The sequence below is a fragment of the Lactococcus sp. FSL K6-0773 genome, from assembly GCF_038006485.1.
Lineage (GTDB): Bacteria > Bacillota > Bacilli > Lactobacillales > Streptococcaceae > Lactococcus > Lactococcus lactis.
This window is the reverse complement of record NZ_JBBOVF010000001.1, coordinates 619,458-638,432: the sequence shown is the minus strand read 5'-3', so window position 1 is coordinate 638,432 and position 18,975 is coordinate 619,458. Positions and strand designations below refer to the sequence as shown.

General features: G+C 37.1%; 12 protein-coding genes. 11 read left to right on the top strand and 1 reads right to left on the bottom strand.

The features are described 5' to 3' along the window. The first annotated feature begins 265 nt into the window (after positions 1 to 265). Together MHB61_RS03060 and MHB61_RS03055 are read left to right on the top strand one after the other, a co-directional pair. Positions 266 to 871, top strand: a complete 606-nt coding sequence (locus MHB61_RS03060; protein WP_228763115.1) for a P-type ATPase — start codon at positions 266 to 268, stop codon at positions 869 to 871. A gap of 9 nt (positions 872 to 880) precedes the next feature. Further along, positions 881 to 2,788, top strand: a complete 1,908-nt coding sequence (locus MHB61_RS03055) for an HAD-IC family P-type ATPase (protein ID WP_310915990.1) — start codon at positions 881 to 883, stop codon at positions 2,786 to 2,788. A gap of 61 nt (positions 2,789 to 2,849) precedes the next feature. On the opposite strand, the gene MHB61_RS03050 is transcribed toward MHB61_RS03055, so the two are convergent. Then, on the bottom strand, positions 2,850 to 3,545 hold the full coding sequence (locus MHB61_RS03050) for an N-acetylmannosamine-6-phosphate 2-epimerase (RefSeq protein ID WP_003130140.1): 696 nt from the start codon (positions 3,543 to 3,545) through the stop codon (positions 2,850 to 2,852). A 159-nt stretch (positions 3,546 to 3,704) separates the two neighbouring features. On the opposite strand from MHB61_RS03050, the gene MHB61_RS03045 reads away from it, so the two are divergent. From MHB61_RS03045 to MHB61_RS03005, 9 genes are all read left to right on the top strand, one after another. After that, complete coding sequence (locus MHB61_RS03045; protein WP_003130139.1) at positions 3,705 to 4,526, top strand: MurR/RpiR family transcriptional regulator; 822 nt, start codon at positions 3,705 to 3,707, stop codon at positions 4,524 to 4,526. 286 nt (positions 4,527 to 4,812) lie between these two features. Further along, the gene (locus tag MHB61_RS03040) at positions 4,813 to 5,058 is read left to right on the top strand and encodes a hypothetical protein (RefSeq protein ID WP_137015868.1); all 246 of its coding nucleotides are present in this window, start codon (positions 4,813 to 4,815) and stop codon (positions 5,056 to 5,058) included. Positions 5,059 to 5,264: 206 nt separating this feature from the next. After that, positions 5,265 to 6,635 carry a 23S rRNA (uracil(1939)-C(5))-methyltransferase RlmD gene (gene rlmD, locus MHB61_RS03035; RefSeq protein WP_003130137.1) on the top strand — a complete coding sequence of 457 codons (1,371 nt, stop codon included), beginning with the start codon at positions 5,265 to 5,267 and terminating at the stop codon, positions 6,633 to 6,635. Positions 6,636 to 6,671: 36 nt separating this feature from the next. Next, entirely contained in the window at positions 6,672 to 8,279 is a 1,608-nt protein-coding gene (locus MHB61_RS03030) for an NAD(P)/FAD-dependent oxidoreductase (protein ID WP_137015870.1), read from the top strand. A 1-nt stretch (position 8,280) separates the two neighbouring features. Then, positions 8,281 to 8,901, top strand: a complete 621-nt coding sequence (locus MHB61_RS03025; RefSeq protein WP_003130135.1) for a class I SAM-dependent methyltransferase — start codon at positions 8,281 to 8,283, stop codon at positions 8,899 to 8,901. Between the two features lie 65 nt (positions 8,902 to 8,966). After that, positions 8,967 to 10,139, top strand: a complete 1,173-nt coding sequence (locus MHB61_RS03020; protein ID WP_003130134.1) for an AI-2E family transporter — start codon at positions 8,967 to 8,969, stop codon at positions 10,137 to 10,139. Between the two features lie 27 nt (positions 10,140 to 10,166). Then, positions 10,167 to 11,423, top strand: a complete 1,257-nt coding sequence (locus MHB61_RS03015; RefSeq protein WP_003130132.1) for a tetratricopeptide repeat protein — start codon at positions 10,167 to 10,169, stop codon at positions 11,421 to 11,423. 154 nt (positions 11,424 to 11,577) lie between these two features. Beyond that, complete coding sequence (gene alsS / locus MHB61_RS03010) at positions 11,578 to 13,242, top strand: acetolactate synthase AlsS (protein ID WP_003130131.1); 1,665 nt, start codon at positions 11,578 to 11,580, stop codon at positions 13,240 to 13,242. Between the two features lie 440 nt (positions 13,243 to 13,682). Further along, on the top strand, positions 13,683 to 18,944 hold the full coding sequence (locus tag MHB61_RS03005; RefSeq protein ID WP_058225977.1) for an LPXTG cell wall anchor domain-containing protein: 5,262 nt from the start codon (positions 13,683 to 13,685) through the stop codon (positions 18,942 to 18,944). The last annotated feature ends 31 nt before the right edge of the window (positions 18,945 to 18,975 follow it).

Here is an 18,975-nt window from a genome sequence, read left to right as displayed (position 1 = left end):
TAAATTTAGTAGAAAAACGTCTTTTAATGCATGTTTTTTTAGCCACTGCATGAGGCGACTTTTTTACTTGTCTGATATTGAACAAATAAAAATCTTTTATAATCAATAGATAATTTAAAAGCTAAAAAGTTATTAGAATTATTAGCCTTCTAATAACTTTTTTGATAAAATAATTTTTCAAATACTTTCAAAAATGTAAGAAAAAAAGGTAAAATTTTAGATATAATAATAATTAAAGAAATTAGTTTAGGAGGAAAAGCAGATATTGAATAAAGTAAACATGACCGAAGGACTGTCAAATGCAGAAGTCGAAGAACAAAAAAGACTTGGAAATTTGAATATCATGACGGTTAAAGTTGGGAATTCAAATAAAGATATTATCATTAAAAATTCAATGACCTTATTTAATTTACTCAATCTAGTACTTGCGGTTGTGTTATTTATCATTGGTTCTTATAAAAATATGCTGTTTATTTTCTCAATTATTTCTAATACCTCAATTGGCATCTATCAAGAAATTAAAGCCAAAAGAATTATTGAAAAACTTTCTTTTCTAAAACAAGATAAAGTAGAAGTGATAAGAGCAGGTGAACAAGTAAGTATTGAAAAAGAAGAGCTTGTTTTAAAGGATATTATTTGTCTGAAAAAAGGGGTTCAGGTTCCGGTTGATGCGATATGTTTGGAAGAAGGACTAGATGTTGATGAATCCATGATTACCGGAGAATCTGATTTTATCGAAAAACATGTTGGTGATTTCATCTATTCAGGTAGTCTTGTCATGCAAGGTGCTTCAAAAGCACAAGTTCAGGCAGTCGGGAATCATACATTTATCAGTAAACTCACAAAAGAAGCTTCAGTTTTAAAAAAATAAAAATCAAAAATTCAACAACAAATTGATAAAATTTTAAAAATTATCGCAATAGGAATTATTCCTATTTCAATTCTTGTTTTGCTGAACCAGTTCGTCTTTTCATCATTAAACTTATCAGTGATTCCTCAAAGAAAGATGGCGATTGTTGGAACATCAACAACGATTACAAGTTTAATTCCTGAAGGATTAGTCTTGCTTACATCAGTTGCTTTGGCCTTAGGTGTCATTAAACTTTCACAAATGGATGTTTTGACTCAAGAATTATCAGCAATTGAAACATTGGCTAGGGTTGACGTTTTATGTTTAGATAAAACGGGAACAATTACTGAAGGACAAATGAATGTTGAAAATGTTCTATACTATAATGATAAAGCTGAAACAAATGATATCATTTCATATATTATCTCCTTAGATAAAGAACAAAATTCCTCAATGGAGGCTTTGACAAAATATTTTACTAGTGGTCAACAAAATACCTTTGAATTAGTTTCATACCAACCTTTTAGCTCAGAAACTAAATATCAATCTGTAGAAATTAAAAATAAAGGAAATTATATTTTAGGAGCTTTTGATTTAGTAGCGAAAGAGGTTACCTCTAAACAAAAAGCTGATATTGAGGAAGCCTTGGAAAAAGGTTATAGAATTCTCGCTCTCTCTCATAATGTTTTGGGAGAAAAAAGCCAACTTCTTTGTCTTATTTTCTTAAAAGATAGACCTAAAAAAGAAGCTAAAAAAATATTAGAATACTTTGAAAAACAAGGGACTCAGATTAAAATTATTTCGGGTGACCATCCAAAAACGGTCTCACTTATTGCAAAAGAGGTCGGTTTAGAAGCGGATTATATTGGTCTATCAGAACTTCCTGAAAGTGAAAAAGAACTACAGGAAGTGGTAGAAGAAAAGACAATATTCGGTCGCATAACTCCAGAAAGAAAACGTGATATCATTGCTGCCTTACAAGCAAATGGTCATACTGTGGGAATGATTGGTGATGGAATTAATGATATTCTTGCCCTTAAAAAATCAGATTGTCCAATTGCCTTAGGAAGCGGTAATGAAGCTACAAAGTCAGTTGCTCAATTTATTCTATTGAAAAATGATTTCTCTGTTCTTCCAAATATTCTCAAAGAGGGAAGAAAGGTAATTAATAATATTACACGTGTCGCTAGTATGAATCTTCTAAGAGTGATATACATCTTTACCTTAACAGTTCTATTGTTAATTACACGTCATCTCTTCCCATTAGAATCAATAAATTTAATGATGATGGGTATCTTTACCGTCGGAATTCCTAGTGCTCTACTTGTGCTAGAAAAAGATGAAAAAAGAAATGAAGATGATATTCTCCAAAAAATTAGAGACAACGCTCTCCCTACGGGAATTATTATTGGGATTGCTATATTTGTAATGTTCAGCTTGGCCTATAAATTCCCAATCTATACGACATTTACTGATGGACACTTTGTGACTCATTATAAGGAGTTTATCAGTGATGTAACTTTGGTTATTGGTAGTGTTCAACTCTTTTCACTCTATCTCTTATTCCGTCCGTTAAGCCGCTTTAGAGCTATTGTTATTGTCGGAATGACAGCACTCTTTTATGGAACTTACTTTATTTCACCAGTAACTAAATTTTTAGGAATTGCACCTTTCAAAAGTTTCAGATTTGTTATACCAACAATTATCTGTATCTTAATGATTCTTATGGTTAGAGCTTTATTCTCTAAAAATATAAAGAGAAAAACAAAGAAAATTGCGATACTTCTTGTAGGTTTAGCCTTAATCAGTGGATTTTCATTTACCAAATTAAGGCAGTATAATGCAAAAGCAGCGATTGAAAGACCTCAATATAAGAAGATATTAGTCGATAATTGGGAAAGATCTCAGGTTAATAAAGAAAATGTAAACGAGAGATAAGCATAAAAAAAAGACACCATCCTTTTTGGAGGTATCTTTTTTTATTCTGATGAATGGGCTACTATTTTTCACCAATTGCTTTTATAAATCGTGTGGCAATCTCAAAAGGTCTGGTTATTGCTCCCCCGATAACCATGGCATCAACACCGATATCATAAACGCGTTTGGCTTGTTCTGGACTATGAATTCTTCCCTCTGCAATGACTGGAATCTTCTCCTCAACTAGTTTTTCAAGTAAGGTAAAATCAGGTTCATCTTGTTTTGGACTTTCATCTGTATAACCACTAAGCGTTGTACCAACAAAATCTACCCCAGCTTCATATGCATTTTTACATTCTTCAAAGGTTGAACAATCTGCCATCAAAAGTTGGTTTGGATATTTTTCTTTGATTGATTTGATAAATTCATTAATAGTTAGGCCATCATAACGTTCTCTAGAGGTACAATCCAAGGCGATGACTTCACAAGAAGTGGCTACTAACTCATCAATTTCTTTCATGGTAGCAGTAATAAAAGGTTTTTGTGGTGGATAATCTCTTTTAATAATACCAATTATTGGTAAATCAACTATTTTTTGAATTTCTTTAATATCTCTTACAGAATTTGCCCTAATTCCAACGGCTCCCGCTTGTGCAGCTGCTTTAGCCATCAAAGGCATTATACCACCTTTTTCAGAATATAAAGCTTCACCAGGTAAAGCCTGACAGGATACAATAATACCATTTTTTACTTTGTCTAAAAATACTTCTTTTTTCACCGTTTATTTATCCTCCAATTTAAGGTATAATGGAGTAATTCTCCAATAACTAATATAGCATGCGCTTACATTTTTGTCAACTTTTTCTAATTAATTATAAAAAATATAAAAAAATAGTAAAATAAAGAAAAAGCTAACTACATTTACCAAAGGGATATTATGAAAATCGAACAAGTCATTGAAGAAAAATATAAAACTCTTACCAAATCTGAGAAAAAAATTGCTAACTATGTATTAGAGTCACCTAATCATATTATTTATGGAACGATGAATGATATTAAAAGTGAGATTCATGTAGGGGATGCGACAATTATCAGATTCTGTCAAAAATTAGGTTTTTCAGGATTCTCAGATTTAAAAATTGAGATAGCAAAAGAAGACTATTCTCAAAAAGAATCTCAGGCTAAAGATAGTGAGCTATTCTTTGACGAAAAAGAGAGAAAAATTGTCAACAGTCTAGAAACAACAAAAAGAAAATTGTCTATAGAACTATTGGAGAGGAGTTCTGCATTACTCTCAAATGCCTCAGCAATTTATATTTTTGGTGTTGGCTTAAGCGGAAATACGGCAAAAGATTTGGAGGCAATGTTCTTACGGATTGGTATTCAAGCTAAAGCAATTAGTGATACTCACTTTCAGGCGCAAACGGCCGCTATTCTAAAAAACACTGATTTGGTTATTGGAATTTCTTTATCAGGAAGGACTTTAGATTTATATGAATCGCTTAAAATCGCTAAAGGACATACAGCTAAAATCCTTTCAATAACCAGTAATTTAGTGTCTCCAATTGCTCAGCTTTCAGACATTGTGCTACAAACAACAGCTGAAGAATTTTTTGATGGTGGTTCTTTATCTGGTAAAATATCACAGTTATATATTTGTGAACTCCTAGTAAGACATCACGAAAAGATTTTTGAAAATGAGGCTTTAAAAAGTCGTGAAGAAATTATCAGAGCGGTTATTAGTAAATCAATAGATTAATTATTTGGTGATTAGTAATCTCGCGTAAAAAATTCAGCTTTATATTTACCTATCTACTGTTTAAATTTGATTTTCTTTCACCGTGATGAAGATATTAAAGAAATTAAAAAGTGGCTTAGGCTGGTTGAAAGTGGACTGAAGAAAGAAATTAAATGATTTTAAAGAGTAAAGATGGAAAATATATTCCATCTTATTTAAATTAATAAGCAAATGATAAATATTTAAGTTTTTGACGATCTTATGCTATGATATTTATTGAATAAAAAGAATAAGGAGTATTGTTTCAATGGCGAAATCAAAAAAAAAAATTGAAAAAATAATTTTAGAACAAACTAATTTTGTTCCACGTAATGAAAAAGGACAAGAAATTTATATTTCACTGAAATCTAAAAAAAATGGCAAAAAAAATATGAAACATAATGAAAAATTTGCTAAAAGTGCAGAATTTGATAAATTAGTAAAACTTTTTGGAGAAAATAAAGTGAAACTCATTCATGCAAGTGCTCAACGTAGAATAGAGATTTTGCGTTAATGTAAATTCATAATAAAGACTACACTTTCTTTATTAGATAAATTAGAACTACTTACCTTGTGAGTGGCTTTTTTATTTTCGAAAAATATTTGACTACACTTTTAACTACATTTTAGGTGAAAGAATTAGGGAATTATGGAGTATATTTTTTCAAAAATTTAAATACTCTTCATTTATAGGAACCAAATGATAATATGTGTTATAATATGGACATGACAAATTTCAAGAAAAACGATATATTTGAAGCAGAAGTCCTTGACTTAACACATGAAGGACAAGGGGTTGTTAAAATCGACTCTTTCCCTTTCTTTGTGGATAATGCTTTACCTGGGGAACGTATCAAAATGCATGTGCTTAAGGTTGGGAAATCTTTTGGATTTGGGCGTGTGGATGAATTTATAAGTCAGAGTAAACATCGTGTTACTCAGCTTAACCTTGATTATTTGCGCACCGGAATCGCAGATTTTGGTCATCTATCTTATGATGAACAAGTGAAATTTAAACATAAGCAAGTAGTAGATATTTTGAGAAAAACAGCTGGTAAATCTGATTATCCAGTTTTACCAGTAGTTGAAGCAATTAAAACAATTAATTATCGAAATAAAGCACAAATTCCTGTCCAAATGGTTGACGGGCTTTTAACTACAGGATTTTATCGAAAGAATTCTCATACTTTGATTCCTGTGGAAGATTTTTATATTCAACATCCTGAGATTGACGCTGTGGTTCTTTTTTTGCGCGATGAGTTTCGAAAGATTAATTTACAAGCTTATGATGAGAAAACAAGAAAAGGTTGGTTGCGAAATATTGTTGTCCGTCGAGCATTTCACACGGGTGAAATGATGATTACTTTAGTCGTTACAAGTAAAAAACTTCCAGAAAAGGTTGAACTTGTGATTGATCATTTGGTTGAACGTTTTACAAATATAAAATCTGTTCAATTAAATATTAATTCTGGAACAGGTTCATTTATTTTAGGAAAAGAATTTATTTTATTATACGGCAAAGATTTCATCACAGATTTGATGCTAGATAAAACTTATCAAATTTCGGCTCCTGCCTTTTATCAAGTTAACACACCTCAAGCTGAAAAGCTTTATGAAACTGCCTATGAATTTGCGGGTTTAAAACCAGGTGATGTTGTTATTGATGCATACTCTGGAATTGGAACAATTGGAATTAGTATGGCTGATAGAGTTGCAAAAGTCTATGGCATGGAAGTTGTTCCAGCAGCCGTTGAAAATGCTAAACGTAATGCTCAATTAAATGAACTTGAAAATACACATTATGAGGTTGGAACTGCTGAAAAAATCATGCCTAAATGGCTTTCAGAAGGAATAAAACCCGATGTCATTTTTGTTGATCCACCAAGAAAAGGGTTGGATGAAGGCTTTATTAAAGCAGCAGCAATGATGAATCCTCGACGTATTGTTTATATTTCTTGTAATCCAGCAACTTTTGCTCGTGATGTTGTTCGCTTTGAAGCTGAGGGGTATTTGCTGGATAAAGTTCAACCAGTTGATTTATTCCCACAAACGCATCATATTGAATTAGTTGCTAGTTTTAATAAAAAATAAAAGAGGATAATAAATCCTATTCATAGAAAGAAAATCATGATTCGCATAACACAAATCAAAATTTCAATTGATGAACCTGTCAGTAAGGTTAAAAGTCTTGTTTTGAAAAAACTAAGACTACAAGAATCTGACTTACTGGATTATCGAATTTACAAAGAATCAATTGATGCAAGACATAGAGGCGAAATTGATTTTATCTATACTGTTGATATTAAACTTAAAGATGAAGCAAGAATTCTGTCTAAAAAAATAAAAAATGTTTCTTTGGCACCTGAATTAGATTATGTCAATCCAGTTATAGGAAGTAAAAAAATGCTTCATCGGCCTGTAGTCATTGGATTTGGTCCCGCAGGAATGTTTGCGGCTTTATTATTGGCTCAAAATGGTTATCGTCCAATTGTTCTTGAAAGAGGCCAAGCTGTTGATGAGCGTGTAAAATCAATTGATAAGTTTTGGCTTGAAGGAAAACTTAATCCAAAATCGAATGTTCAATTTGGTGAAGGTGGAGCAGGAACTTTTTCTGACGGTAAATTAACGAGTCGTGTTCGTGATTTGCGTGGTCGTAAGGTTTTGGAGGAATTTGTACAAGCTGGTGCCCCAGAAGATATTCTTTATAAGGCACATCCTCATGTCGGAACTGATTTACTTCGTGACATTGTTAAAAATATCCGAAAGCAAATTATTGAGTTGGGCGGAGAAGTTCATTTTGATGCTCAAGTTGAAGAGTTTTTAATTGAAGATGAAGAATTACAGGCTGTAAAACTTGCTGACGGAAATATTATCAAAACAAATCAGGCTATTTTAGCCATTGGTCATTCGGCACGTGATACTTTCTCAGAACTTTATGATAAAGGGGTAACGATTACAGCTAAACCCTTTGCTGTTGGAGTCAGAATTGAACATCCCCAATCTTTAATCAATAAAGCACAATATAAAGAATTTGCTGACCATCCGCGTCTTGGAGCAGCAGAATATCGCTTAACTTATAAGGCATCATCAGGGCGTGGCGTTTATACTTTCTGTATGTGTCCAGGAGGACTGGTTGTTCCAGCTGCATCAGAAGAAGGTGGCCTTGTGACTAATGGGATGTCTGAACATGCTAGAGACCAAAAAAATGCAAATTCTGGACTTTTAGTCCAAGTTTTTCCAGAAGATTTCCCAACTGATCATCCACTTGCTGGAGTAGAGTTCCAAAAGGAATTAGAACATAAAGCCTTTGAATTAGGCGGTTCTAATTATCAAGCACCAGCTCAACTTGTTGGAGATTTTCTTGATGGAAAAGCCTCTAAAGCAATGGGAACAGTTGAACCTAGTTATGCTTTGGGAGTGAAACCAACTAATCTTGAATTACTATTCCCAGGCTATATTACACAATCTATGCGTGAAGCAATTGTTGGATTAGATAAAAAAATGCATGGCTTTGCCCTTTCTGATGCTGTAATGACAGGGGTTGAATCTCGTTCATCTTCACCGGTCAGAATTAATCGTGATGAAGAAAATTATCAATCTGTTTCGACAAAAGGAATCTATCCTTCAGGTGAAGGGGCTGGTTTTGCTGGCGGAATTGTCTCAGCCGGTATTGACGGTTTAAAATGTGCTGAGAGCATGATTGCAGAATTCGCTAAACCTTTGATGGAGGACTAAAATGGCTCAAAAGACTCATGATTACGAAAGAGAATCTGAAGACTTTTATGACCATATTGCGAGTCGTTTTGATCATAGTTTTGATGGATTTTTAGCCAGTTTTTTCAAGAGATTTATTATAAAACATTTAAAAATTGAAAAAAATTCAAGAATCTTAGATGTTGGTTGTGCTAATGGAAATCTTTTGGCAATGTTAAATCAAAAAGAGAAAATTTTTGGAAGTGGCTTAGATATTTCGTCAGAAATGATAAAAATTGCTCAAGTTAAGCATCCTAATTTTACTTTTAAGCAAGGCTCTGCTCAAAAAATTCCCTTTGAGGATGCTAATTTTGATTTGATTATTTGTTCAGCGAGCTTTCATCATTTTCCTTCACCTGAAGCTTTTTTAGCAGAAGCTAAACGACTACTGGCACCAGAGGGTAAATTGGTCATCGCTGAGATTCATATTCCATTTATTACAAAAGCCTATAATTGGCGACTTAATAAATTTTCAACAGAAGGAGATGTAAAAGTCTATCAGCCAAAAGAACTGACAAGAATTTTTAATCACAACGGTTGGAAAATTACTGACAAAAAGTTTTTTTTACAGATTCAATATTATGAACTAGAAAAAAATTACTGACAGAACACTAAATGACTTTGAACAATATCTGTCAGTAATTCTAAAAAAAGAATTAGGAAAAAAATATGGAACAAGAACAACACCGAGGTTTCAAAGCCTCTTGGTTTTTCAAGTGGTTTATTAATAATAAAGTAGTTGCAGCTTTAGCAATCGTCCTTCTCTTATTGCTGAATATTCTCTTACTCAATAAAGTTGGATTTATTTTTAAACCTGTAGGAGAATTTATAACGGTTATCTCGCTGCCCGTTATTTTGGCAGCTGTATTTTATTATCTTCTTAACCCAATTGTTGATTTTTTGGAAAAGAAAAGAGTCCCACGAGTTGTTACGATTATTGTTCTTTTCTTAATAATTGCAGCTTTGATTGCTTGGGGCTTAATTGTTGCTATTCCTAATATTATCAGTGGAGTAGATAATTTTGCTTCGTCAGTCCCTCACTATGTGAATACAGCTCAAAAAGAGATTAATGCTTTAGCAAAAAATCCACATTTTGAACAATTTCGACCACAAGTTGACCAGTTTGCTAAGTCAATTGGTAATCAATTGATTGATTGGTCAAAAGCTTTCTCTGTTAATGCTGTTACGACTCTTTCACATCTCATCAGTAAAACAACAAGTATCTTAATTTCACTAATTGTATTCCCGTTTGTTCTTTTTTACTTATTGAGAGATGGTCAAAGATTAAATGGATTTGTCACTCATTTATTGCCAAATGATTGGCGTAAAGAAACTTCAAAAGTTTTGCACGAAATTAATAGTCAGCTTTCAAATTATGTCCGTGGCCAAGTTTTGGTCGCAATTGCGGTTGCTATCATGTTTATGATTGGCTTACCGATTATTGGTTTGCGTTATGCAGTTGCTTTAGCAATCACCGCTGGATTTTTGAATTTAGTTCCATTTTTAGGCTCATTTTTAGCTGCTATCCCAATGGTAATTGTTGGTTTAGCAATTGGTGGACCTTTGATGCTTGTAAAAGTAATCATTGTCCTTATTATTGAGCAAACACTTGAAGGAAGATTTATTTCTCCTTTAGTTCTTGGAAAACAAATGTCAATTCATCCAATTACAATATTATTTGTTTTACTGACAGCAGGTCAAATTCTGGGTGTCTGGGGAGTATTACTTGCTATCCCATTCTATGCAACTTTGAAAGTTATTATTGTCCATGTTTACGAATGGTATCGTGAAATTTCAGTTCTTTATCGTGAAGAAACGGCTACAGAAGAAGCAAATGAGTAATTAATAGAATAAAAAATAAGGAGAAAAATGTCTTATTCAGAAGATACAATTGATTTCTTACATCAGGGAGATCTGATTGGAATGCAAAATTCACTTGCCAAAGCGTTAAAAAATGATAATAGTGAAATGTTGGCTGACCTAGCCGAATATTTACAAATGATGGGTTTCATTGATGAAAGTCAAAAAATTTATGATCAAATTATGTCAGAAGATCCGGAAACAACTGATTACCTGATTAACTTAGCAGAAATCGCAGAAGATAACGGTAATTTGGATGAAGCATTAAATTATCTTTATCAAATCCCGGTGAATGATGAAAATTATATTGCTGCTTTAGTTAAAATTGCTGACTTATATCAATTTGAAGGTGATTTTGAAACAGCAATTTCTAAGTTAGAAGAAGCAAGAGAATTATCGGATTCTCCTCTGATTACTTTTGCTTTGGCTGAGTCCTACTTTGAACAAGGTGATTATTCAGCTGCCATTACCGAATATGCAAAACTTTCAGAACGCAAAATTTTACATGAAACAAAAATTTCTATTTATCAAAGAATTGGTGACTCTTATGCCCAATTAGGTAATTTTGAGAATGCCATATCATTTCTTGAAAAATCACTAGAATTTGATGAAAAACCGGAAACCTTGTATAAAATTGCTCTTCTTTATGGAGAAACTCATAATGAAACAAGAGCCATTGCTAATTTCAAACGGTTAGAAAAAATGGATGTTGAATTCTTGAAATATGAATTAGCCTATGCCCAAACCCTAGAAGCTAATCAAGAATTTGAAGCTGCACTAGAAATGGCAAAGAAAGGGATGAAAAAAAATCCTAATGCCGTTCCTCTCTTACACTTCGCTTCAAAAATTAGTTTCAAACTTAAGGACAAAGCTGCAGCAGAACGTTATCTCATGGATGCTTTAAATTTACCAGAATTACATGACGAAACAGTCTTTTTGCTTGCTAATTTATACTTCAACGAAGAAGATTTTGAAGCTGTCATTAATCTTGAAGAGCTTTTAGAAGATGAACATTTATTAGCTAAATGGCTTTTTGCAGGAGCACATAAAGCTTTGGAAAATGATTCTGAAGCGGCTGCTTTGTATGAAGAACTCATTCAAACCAATCTGTCAGAGAATCCAGAGTTTTTAGAAGACTATATTGATTTTCTTAAAGAAATTGGTCAAATTTCTAAAACAGAACCAATTATTGAACAATATTTGGAACTTGTTCCAGATGATGAAAATATGAGAAATTTACTGACAGACTTAAAAAATAATTACTGACAAAGCTGTCAGTAATTATTTTTATTGTAAGCTAGAAAATTCACAAACTTGCGTCAAAATAATTGTAAAAGGTTCTATTATCTGATAAAATGATTGTGAAGTAATCCAAGAGATTATGAAATATGAATTAGAACAAATAGAGGTAAAATAAAAAATGTCTGAGAAACAATTTGGGGCGAACTTGGTTGTCGATAGTTTGATTAACCATAAAGTGAAGTATGTATTTGGGATTCCAGGAGCAAAAATTGACCGGGTTTTTGATTTATTAGAAAATGAAGAAGGCCCTCAAATGGTCGTGACTCGTCATGAGCAAGGAGCTGCTTTCATGGCTCAAGCTGTTGGTCGTTTGACTGGCGAACCTGGTGTAGTAGTTGTTACGAGTGGGCCTGGTGTATCAAACCTTGCGACTCCGCTTTTGACCGCGACTTCAGAAGGTGATGCTATTTTGGCTATCGGTGGACAAGTTAAACGAAGTGACCGTCTTAAACGTGCGCACCAATCAATGGATAATGCTGGAATGATGCAATCAGCAACAAAATATTCAGCAGAAGTTCTTGACCCTGATACACTTTCTGAATCAATTGCCAACGCTTATCGTATTGCAAAATCAGGACATCCAGGTGCAACTTTCTTATCAATCCCCCAAGATGTAACGGATGCCGAAGTATCAATCAAGGCCATTCAACCACTTTCAGACCCTAAAATGGGGAATGCCTCTATTGATGACATTAATTATTTAGCACAAGCAATTAAAAATGCTGTATTGCCAGTAATTTTGGTTGGAGCTGGTGCTTCAGATGCTAAAGTCGCTTCATCATTGCGTAATCTATTAACTCATGTTAATATTCCTGTCGTTGAAACATTCCAAGGTGCAGGGGTTATTTCACATGATTTAGAACATACTTTTTATGGACGTATCGGTCTTTTCCGCAATCAACCAGGAGATATGCTTCTGAAACGTTCTGACCTTGTTATTGCTGTTGGTTATGACCCAATTGAATATGAAGCTCGTAACTGGAATGCAGAAATTGATAGTCGAATTATCGTTATTGATAATGCCATTGCTGAAATTGATACTTACTACCAACCAGAACGTGAATTAATTGGTGATATCGCAGCAACATTGGATAATCTTTTACCAGCTGTTCGTGGATACAAAATTCCAAAAGGAACAAAAGATTATCTCGATGGCCTTCATGAAGTTGCTGAGCAACACGAATTTGATACTGAAAATACTGAAGAAGGTAGAATGCACCCTCTTGATTTGGTCAGCACTTTCCAAGAAATCGTTAAAGATGATGAAACAGTAACCGTTGACGTAGGTTCACTCTACATTTGGATGGCACGTCATTTCAAATCATACGAACCACGTCATCTCCTCTTCTCAAACGGAATGCAAACACTTGGAGTTGCACTTCCTTGGGCAATTACAGCCGCATTGTTGCGCCCAGGTAAAAAAGTTTATTCACACTCTGGTGATGGAGGCTTCCTTTTCACAGGGCAAGAGTTGGAAACAGCTGTACGTTTGAATCTTCCAATCGTTCAAATTATCTGGAATGACGGCCATTATGATATGGTTAAATTCCAAGAAGAAATGAAATATGGTCGTTCAGCAGCCGTTGATTTTGGCTATGTTGATTACGTAAAATATGCTGAAGCAATGGGAGCAAAAGGTTACCGTGCACACAGCAAAGAAGAACTTGCTGAAATTCTTAAATCAATCCCAGATACTACTGGACCAGTAGTAATTGACGTTCCTTTGGACTATTCTGATAACATTAAATTAGCAGAAAAATTATTGCCAGAAGAATTTTACTAAGATAAAATAAAAATACCAAATAATCCTAAATTTACTTGGAAACAAAAAGAGAGTCCTTTATATAAGGACTCTTTTTTATTTTAGAATGGGGGGATTTCTAATTTGAAATCTAGTTATGACCAATTAGAGGTTGAAATTATGAAAAATAGAATAATTAGGCAGAATATTTTAAACATAAAAACCTTTAATTATCTGCTATTAATAACCTTTGCTTATTAATTGATTACAAAGTTGTGACAAATAACTATTGAGAGAATACAAACATTTCGTTATAATAAAACAATTATATTGTTTTCGTTTTCATTAGAAAATATAGTTTCCAATAATTATTAGCTCAAAACTGGCTTTATTCCTGATTATAACAAGAAAAAAAGATCTAGTACTATGAGTTTTGATAATATCATCATGCATTAAAAGAAAGTTGAGGCGAAAAGAGCAATATGCAGAAGTATCACTCAAAACATGAAAATATCGCAAAACAAACTCAATTCAGAACATGGAAAAAGGGTAAATCGTGGCTTTATGCTGCCAGTATCCTAACCGTTCTCACAGGTGGCGCAGCCGCAAGCTCAGTTGTCACACCAGACACAGTCACGGCAAGTGCTGACACGGTGACGCCTGCGGCTTATCGGCCAGCAGGAGAAGCGACGGGTCCGGGTTCGGTTGTTTCATCTGAAGTAGCAGCGAATGCGAGCAGCTATTATGCAGCGGCGAGTTCAGCCCTTAGCGGTACAGATTCAGACGGCGTGCACAGCAGTGGTGCGAGCGATATTGTCAGCTCAGCCAATGATAAAGCGGCCGACGCGAACAGCTACATCAGTTCAAGCACTGGCTCACTCTCGTCAGGCGCTTCTAGTGTCGCATCAGGCACGCTTGATGACTGGAATAATGCTGCTTCAAGTTTTGTATCAGCAGCTTCGTCGAATACTACGACGAATAGTCTTTCGAGCGCTGTCAGCAACTATCAGAATGCCCTTGATTCGGCGAACAGTTACAATGTTGCCAATAACATCAAGACATCAGGCGGTGCCAACTCTGAGTATGCGGCAACTTACAGCGACGGTTCAGGCAATACCTACTCAAGCAATGCGGTTAGTCAGTATCAGTCCGCTGTTGACAGCTACAGCACAGCAGTTCACAACTACTATAATTCTGCTGTAGCGACGCTGGATAAGAATGCCACGCTTTCAGGCTGGTACGATACACTCACAGCAGACAAAAATATTCTCAACGCTTATGATAGCGATAGCGCAGCAAACACGCCGGCGGGTGCTCTAAAGAGTGATTCATCAGCTTTTGCAACCGCACTTTCTGGCCTCAACAGTCTCGTCTCCGCCTCAGGCGCCTCAAACTTCTTTAGCTCAGCGGCCGCATCAGTTGCTGCTGCAGGAAGTGATGTCGCGACTTACGATTACTCATCCGCTTACAGCTTAGCTGTCGTAAGATTGCAGACGACGGCAAATCAAGTTCTGACGCAATATCAGACGGACTACGGCACCTACATAACGGCTGCGGAGCAATACGCACAAGACTCAAATACTGCTAAAGCAGCAGGATACAACGGCACAGTAACTGCGCTTACCGACTCAGCCACACAGCAGATAAACTTTGATACAGCATGGGGCAACGCCAGTCAAACTATCAAGGACTTCACGACCAGCGCAAATACAAACGGCACATTAATGAACGATAATGCGCAGATAATGGCAGATTACGAAGTGGCAAGCCTTGCTTATACCGACTTTTCAAATGCTGCCACACAGCAAAATACCGACTTGGTGACGCTTACTGACATCGTTACCAACTTCCCAATGAGCGCCTCAACATCAGGCGAGACAACAGCAACCGATACTTTGACTAGCTGGGAATCTCAATATACAGCTGCTATCCATGCTCTCCAGTCCGATGTCGCAAAGACGGAATACTATCAAGGTATTTATAATGACAAGCTGGCTGCTTACAACGACGATGCGACTGACCCTCTTTATCCGTCAGACAATCCGACTCTCCCAACAGCGACAGGCAATACGGCGGCGGACTATCTCAATAAAATCCAGACAGGACTTGGAACGATTGATGCGGCGCAGAATGGCACGGTCTCAGCTGATGCTGCACAAGTACTGACGAATTATGAGACAGATTTTACTAAGTACAATCAAGACTTTCAAACTTATCTGACTGCACTTGCAACCTATCAGTCTGACTATGAAACGGCTTACACGAATGCTATGCAGAATAATCAGGGAGCGCCTGCTCTGCCAACACCGCCAACGGCTCCAAATCCTGCCGACTATTTTAATGGGACAGTAACAGGGACAACTGCAATAACAGGCGACATTCCAACGGCAGCAGTGACCTACCTCACGAATCATCTCCAGCAAGACCAGTATAATTTAGTAAGCGCGTCTTATGACCAATTACAGACTGATATTAATGCTCTGATACATACAATCAATGACTTCAAAGCAACAAATGCACCAAGCTATGCACAAATTACCAGTATTTTGAATACATATAACGGCTTGACAGAGCTGAGTTTGGATAATATCAAAGATTTATTGAGTCTACCAACACTCTGTGATTCTTTGTCGTCAGCAATCGCGCAGCTTATAGCAGCAGAACCTGCGCTTATTAAAACTGTTCAGGCAGATTTAGGTGCTTATCTTTCATCTGCGACTATTTATAATACTTATAATGGTTGGGACGGCTCAACAGGCCTGACGACAACTCCTTATTTGACATGGAATATTAAAAATCCGCTTTACACACTTAATCAAGCCCTACGGCAGTACGGTGTGAATAATTTTAGCGGACAAACACCGAATGGTGGTGTTCTTAATAATCTGTCAGCACTGGACACGATTTATAGTTCACTTTATAATAGCAACAATGTACCTGGTGCTTGGGCAATCACTGAAAATTATTCAGGACTTGCAAGCGGTTATCAAGATTGGCTTCTTGCTGAAATCAATGCGGCAAATCCAGGGCTAAATGCGACCACATTGCTTGACCCAGATTTATGGAACGATTTTTATGCGGTAAATGGCTTTGCTAATCCCAATGCTCCTACACAGGCTGGCGTTGTTCAAAACCCAGTCCCACTTACTCCACTGACTCCGCCAGACCTTAATACAGGCTACACAGGCACAACTTCTGATGAGATGACAACGAACGCGCCAACACAGCCGAACACGCCCGCTTACAAGACACCTAATCTTGCTGCCAGTCTCGTACTCTGCGAAACTGTGACGGTTACGCCACCTATCTATGGCACACTTCAAGCGCCGCCAACAGCACCGAACTTGATGCTGAACGCTGTTTATCCACCGGCCGTAACTACGCTTCCGACCGCACCAGAAGCACCCACGTCACCAACTCTAGGTACTTTGCTTCCAGCACCGAGTGTTCCAAGTCTTAATTTGCCAACACCTCCAACTCCACCGACGATTAGCCTACCAAGCGCTCCGACACCGCCAACGCTGACAAATCCGAATGTCACTATCCCAGCTTTACCAGCCCTGCCGAGCTTTACGCCGGTTGATGATATGCCGGCACCATCAAAAGCCGTCACTAATGGTAGCACTTCCATCAACGGTCAGACGACAGATCCGAGTATTCTTTGGGACTGGATTATTTCCCAGCAGACGAACGGCGCACCAACAACTTATAGCGACTTTGAAAACTATGTCGCAGCAGTTTCTGCATGGAAAGAGCAAGTTGCTCAAGTCATCAGTGTTTATCAGAAACAAGTCGCAGATGCTGACGGAGCTTATGATGCGGACACAGCAGCGATTGCAACTTACCTCACTGCTTATCAGACTTATTCTGAGAACTACGATACAGCGGTCAGTGGTTATAATACTGCTTGGACGACCTACGACAGTGCCTATCAGATTTACGAAAGCAGTTATGATGCAGCGGTTACCAAGTATCAGAGCGAGTTCAACGACTATAAGCAAGCGCAGAGTGATTATGAGAGCCAGTACGAGAGTGTAGTTTCCGCTTATCAGTCAGCGTGGTCGGCCTATGTCTCAGCTTATGGCGATTATCAGAATGCTTATGAAAAAGCCGTCTCGGACTACACGACAGCATGGGCGACTTATGTCTCTGCCCATAATGACTATGCCGGCAAGTATGACGCTGAGGTCTCGGCTTATACAAGCGCATGGACACAGTATCTGACGCAGTTTAGTCAGTATTCTGAGGACTATGACACAGCCGTCAGTCAGTATGAGAGCGACTGGACGAACTATGATACGGACTATCAGACCTATAAGACAGGCTATGATAGCGCCGTTAGCAACTACAATAATGATTGGAACACTTACGATGTTGCCTATCAAGCTTACACGATTGATTATGCGACTGCTGTCGGCAATTACAATAGCACATGGACGAAGTATCTGAGTGATTACAGCACTTATTCTAGTACTTATGACAGTGTCACAGGAACTTATGAAGGTGATTGGACAGCTTATGATGCCACTTATCAGACTTACAAGACTGCGTGGAAAGCCTACGACAGCGCTTATCAACAGCTCGTTACTGACAGCTACGACATGACAGACTTTACAGAGACGCCATTAGTCGCTGAGGAAACGAAGACGACCTATGCGGACAAAGTCACTCAGGAAACGAAAGAAACACCTGCTGCAATGTCTGACGAAGCAACAAAAGCCGACATTCCAACGCTGTCAGACGAAGCCGCAAAAGACAGTATCGCAGACAAAACAACCGAAGCTGAGAAAGCAAACATTCCTGAAAAGAGCACGCTCGCCGAAGAAGCAACAATTCCTGATAAGGAAGACAAGGCAAGCGAAGCCACGATTGAGCCAATGACCGACGGACCAAGTGCTGACCTCTCAGCTGACTCTAGCCTTGTCCCTGAAGCGATAAAAGAAAGCCTTGCCGATAAGGACGCAGAGCAGACGCTTACGCAGGGCGACCGTCCAATAGTACAAGAGATTGCTGTCCCTGATACGCCGGACACGGATGCTGGCGACTATCTCTACACGTCTGACATCATTCTTGACACCTTTGACACGACACAGATTATCCTGCCGACGGATGTTTCACAGATTACTGTGCATGATAAATACGGCAATCTCGTCTCGCCAGACCAATACACGGTTACAATTACAGACGTTGACGCGACCCACAAGCTGGTTACAATTACCTTTGCTTCAAGTTTTGTTCTCTCCGACCGTTTCTATAACAACACCCTGACGGTTTCAATCCCGACCCACTCGACATGGGCGATAGCAGGACTTGGCCCCGACTATGATAATACGGCTTACACCATTACCACAAGTCCGAAAGGCAAGACGAAGCAGCCGACGAATACTGTGCACGTAAGACCGGTGTTACCGAACACACCTCCAACAGTGCCACCAGTTGCACCGCCTGAAACACCAAATATCCCTGAAAAGCCAAATCTGCCGAACAGTCCAAGGATACCACAAGTTCCAAAGGTGCCAAATCAGCCAATGATACCGAGAAAACCTACGCTATCATTGACGTCAAGTCGATTAAAAATACCAGAACCTCTCAAGTATGTGCCAGTAGGTAAAATACTTCCTCATACCGGAGATAATAGCGATTCATCTCTCACCATATACGGAGGGGCGGCTCTAATTGGCTTTATAGGTTTGGAAATTTATAGTTTGAAACGACGCAAAAAATCAACTGTAAAAAAATCATAATTTCTGAGACTTATAAGGAATCTCAAAATGA

Coding starts and splice junctions, on each gene's coding strand:
- rlmD (WP_003130137.1), top strand. CDS start 5,265: ATGGACATGACAAATTTCAAGAAAAACGATATATTTGAAGCAGAAGTC.
- MHB61_RS03030 (WP_137015870.1), top strand. CDS start 6,672: ATGATTCGCATAACACAAATCAAAATTTCAATTGATGAACCTGTCAGT.
- MHB61_RS03020 (WP_003130134.1), top strand. CDS start 8,967: ATGGAACAAGAACAACACCGAGGTTTCAAAGCCTCTTGGTTTTTCAAG.
- MHB61_RS03005 (WP_058225977.1), top strand. CDS start 13,683: ATGCAGAAGTATCACTCAAAACATGAAAATATCGCAAAACAAACTCAA.
- alsS (WP_003130131.1), top strand. CDS start 11,578: ATGTCTGAGAAACAATTTGGGGCGAACTTGGTTGTCGATAGTTTGATT.
- MHB61_RS03025 (WP_003130135.1), top strand. CDS start 8,281: ATGGCTCAAAAGACTCATGATTACGAAAGAGAATCTGAAGACTTTTAT.
- MHB61_RS03015 (WP_003130132.1), top strand. CDS start 10,167: ATGTCTTATTCAGAAGATACAATTGATTTCTTACATCAGGGAGATCTG.
- MHB61_RS03045 (WP_003130139.1), top strand. CDS start 3,705: ATGAAAATCGAACAAGTCATTGAAGAAAAATATAAAACTCTTACCAAA.
- MHB61_RS03040 (WP_137015868.1), top strand. CDS start 4,813: ATGGCGAAATCAAAAAAAAAAATTGAAAAAATAATTTTAGAACAAACT.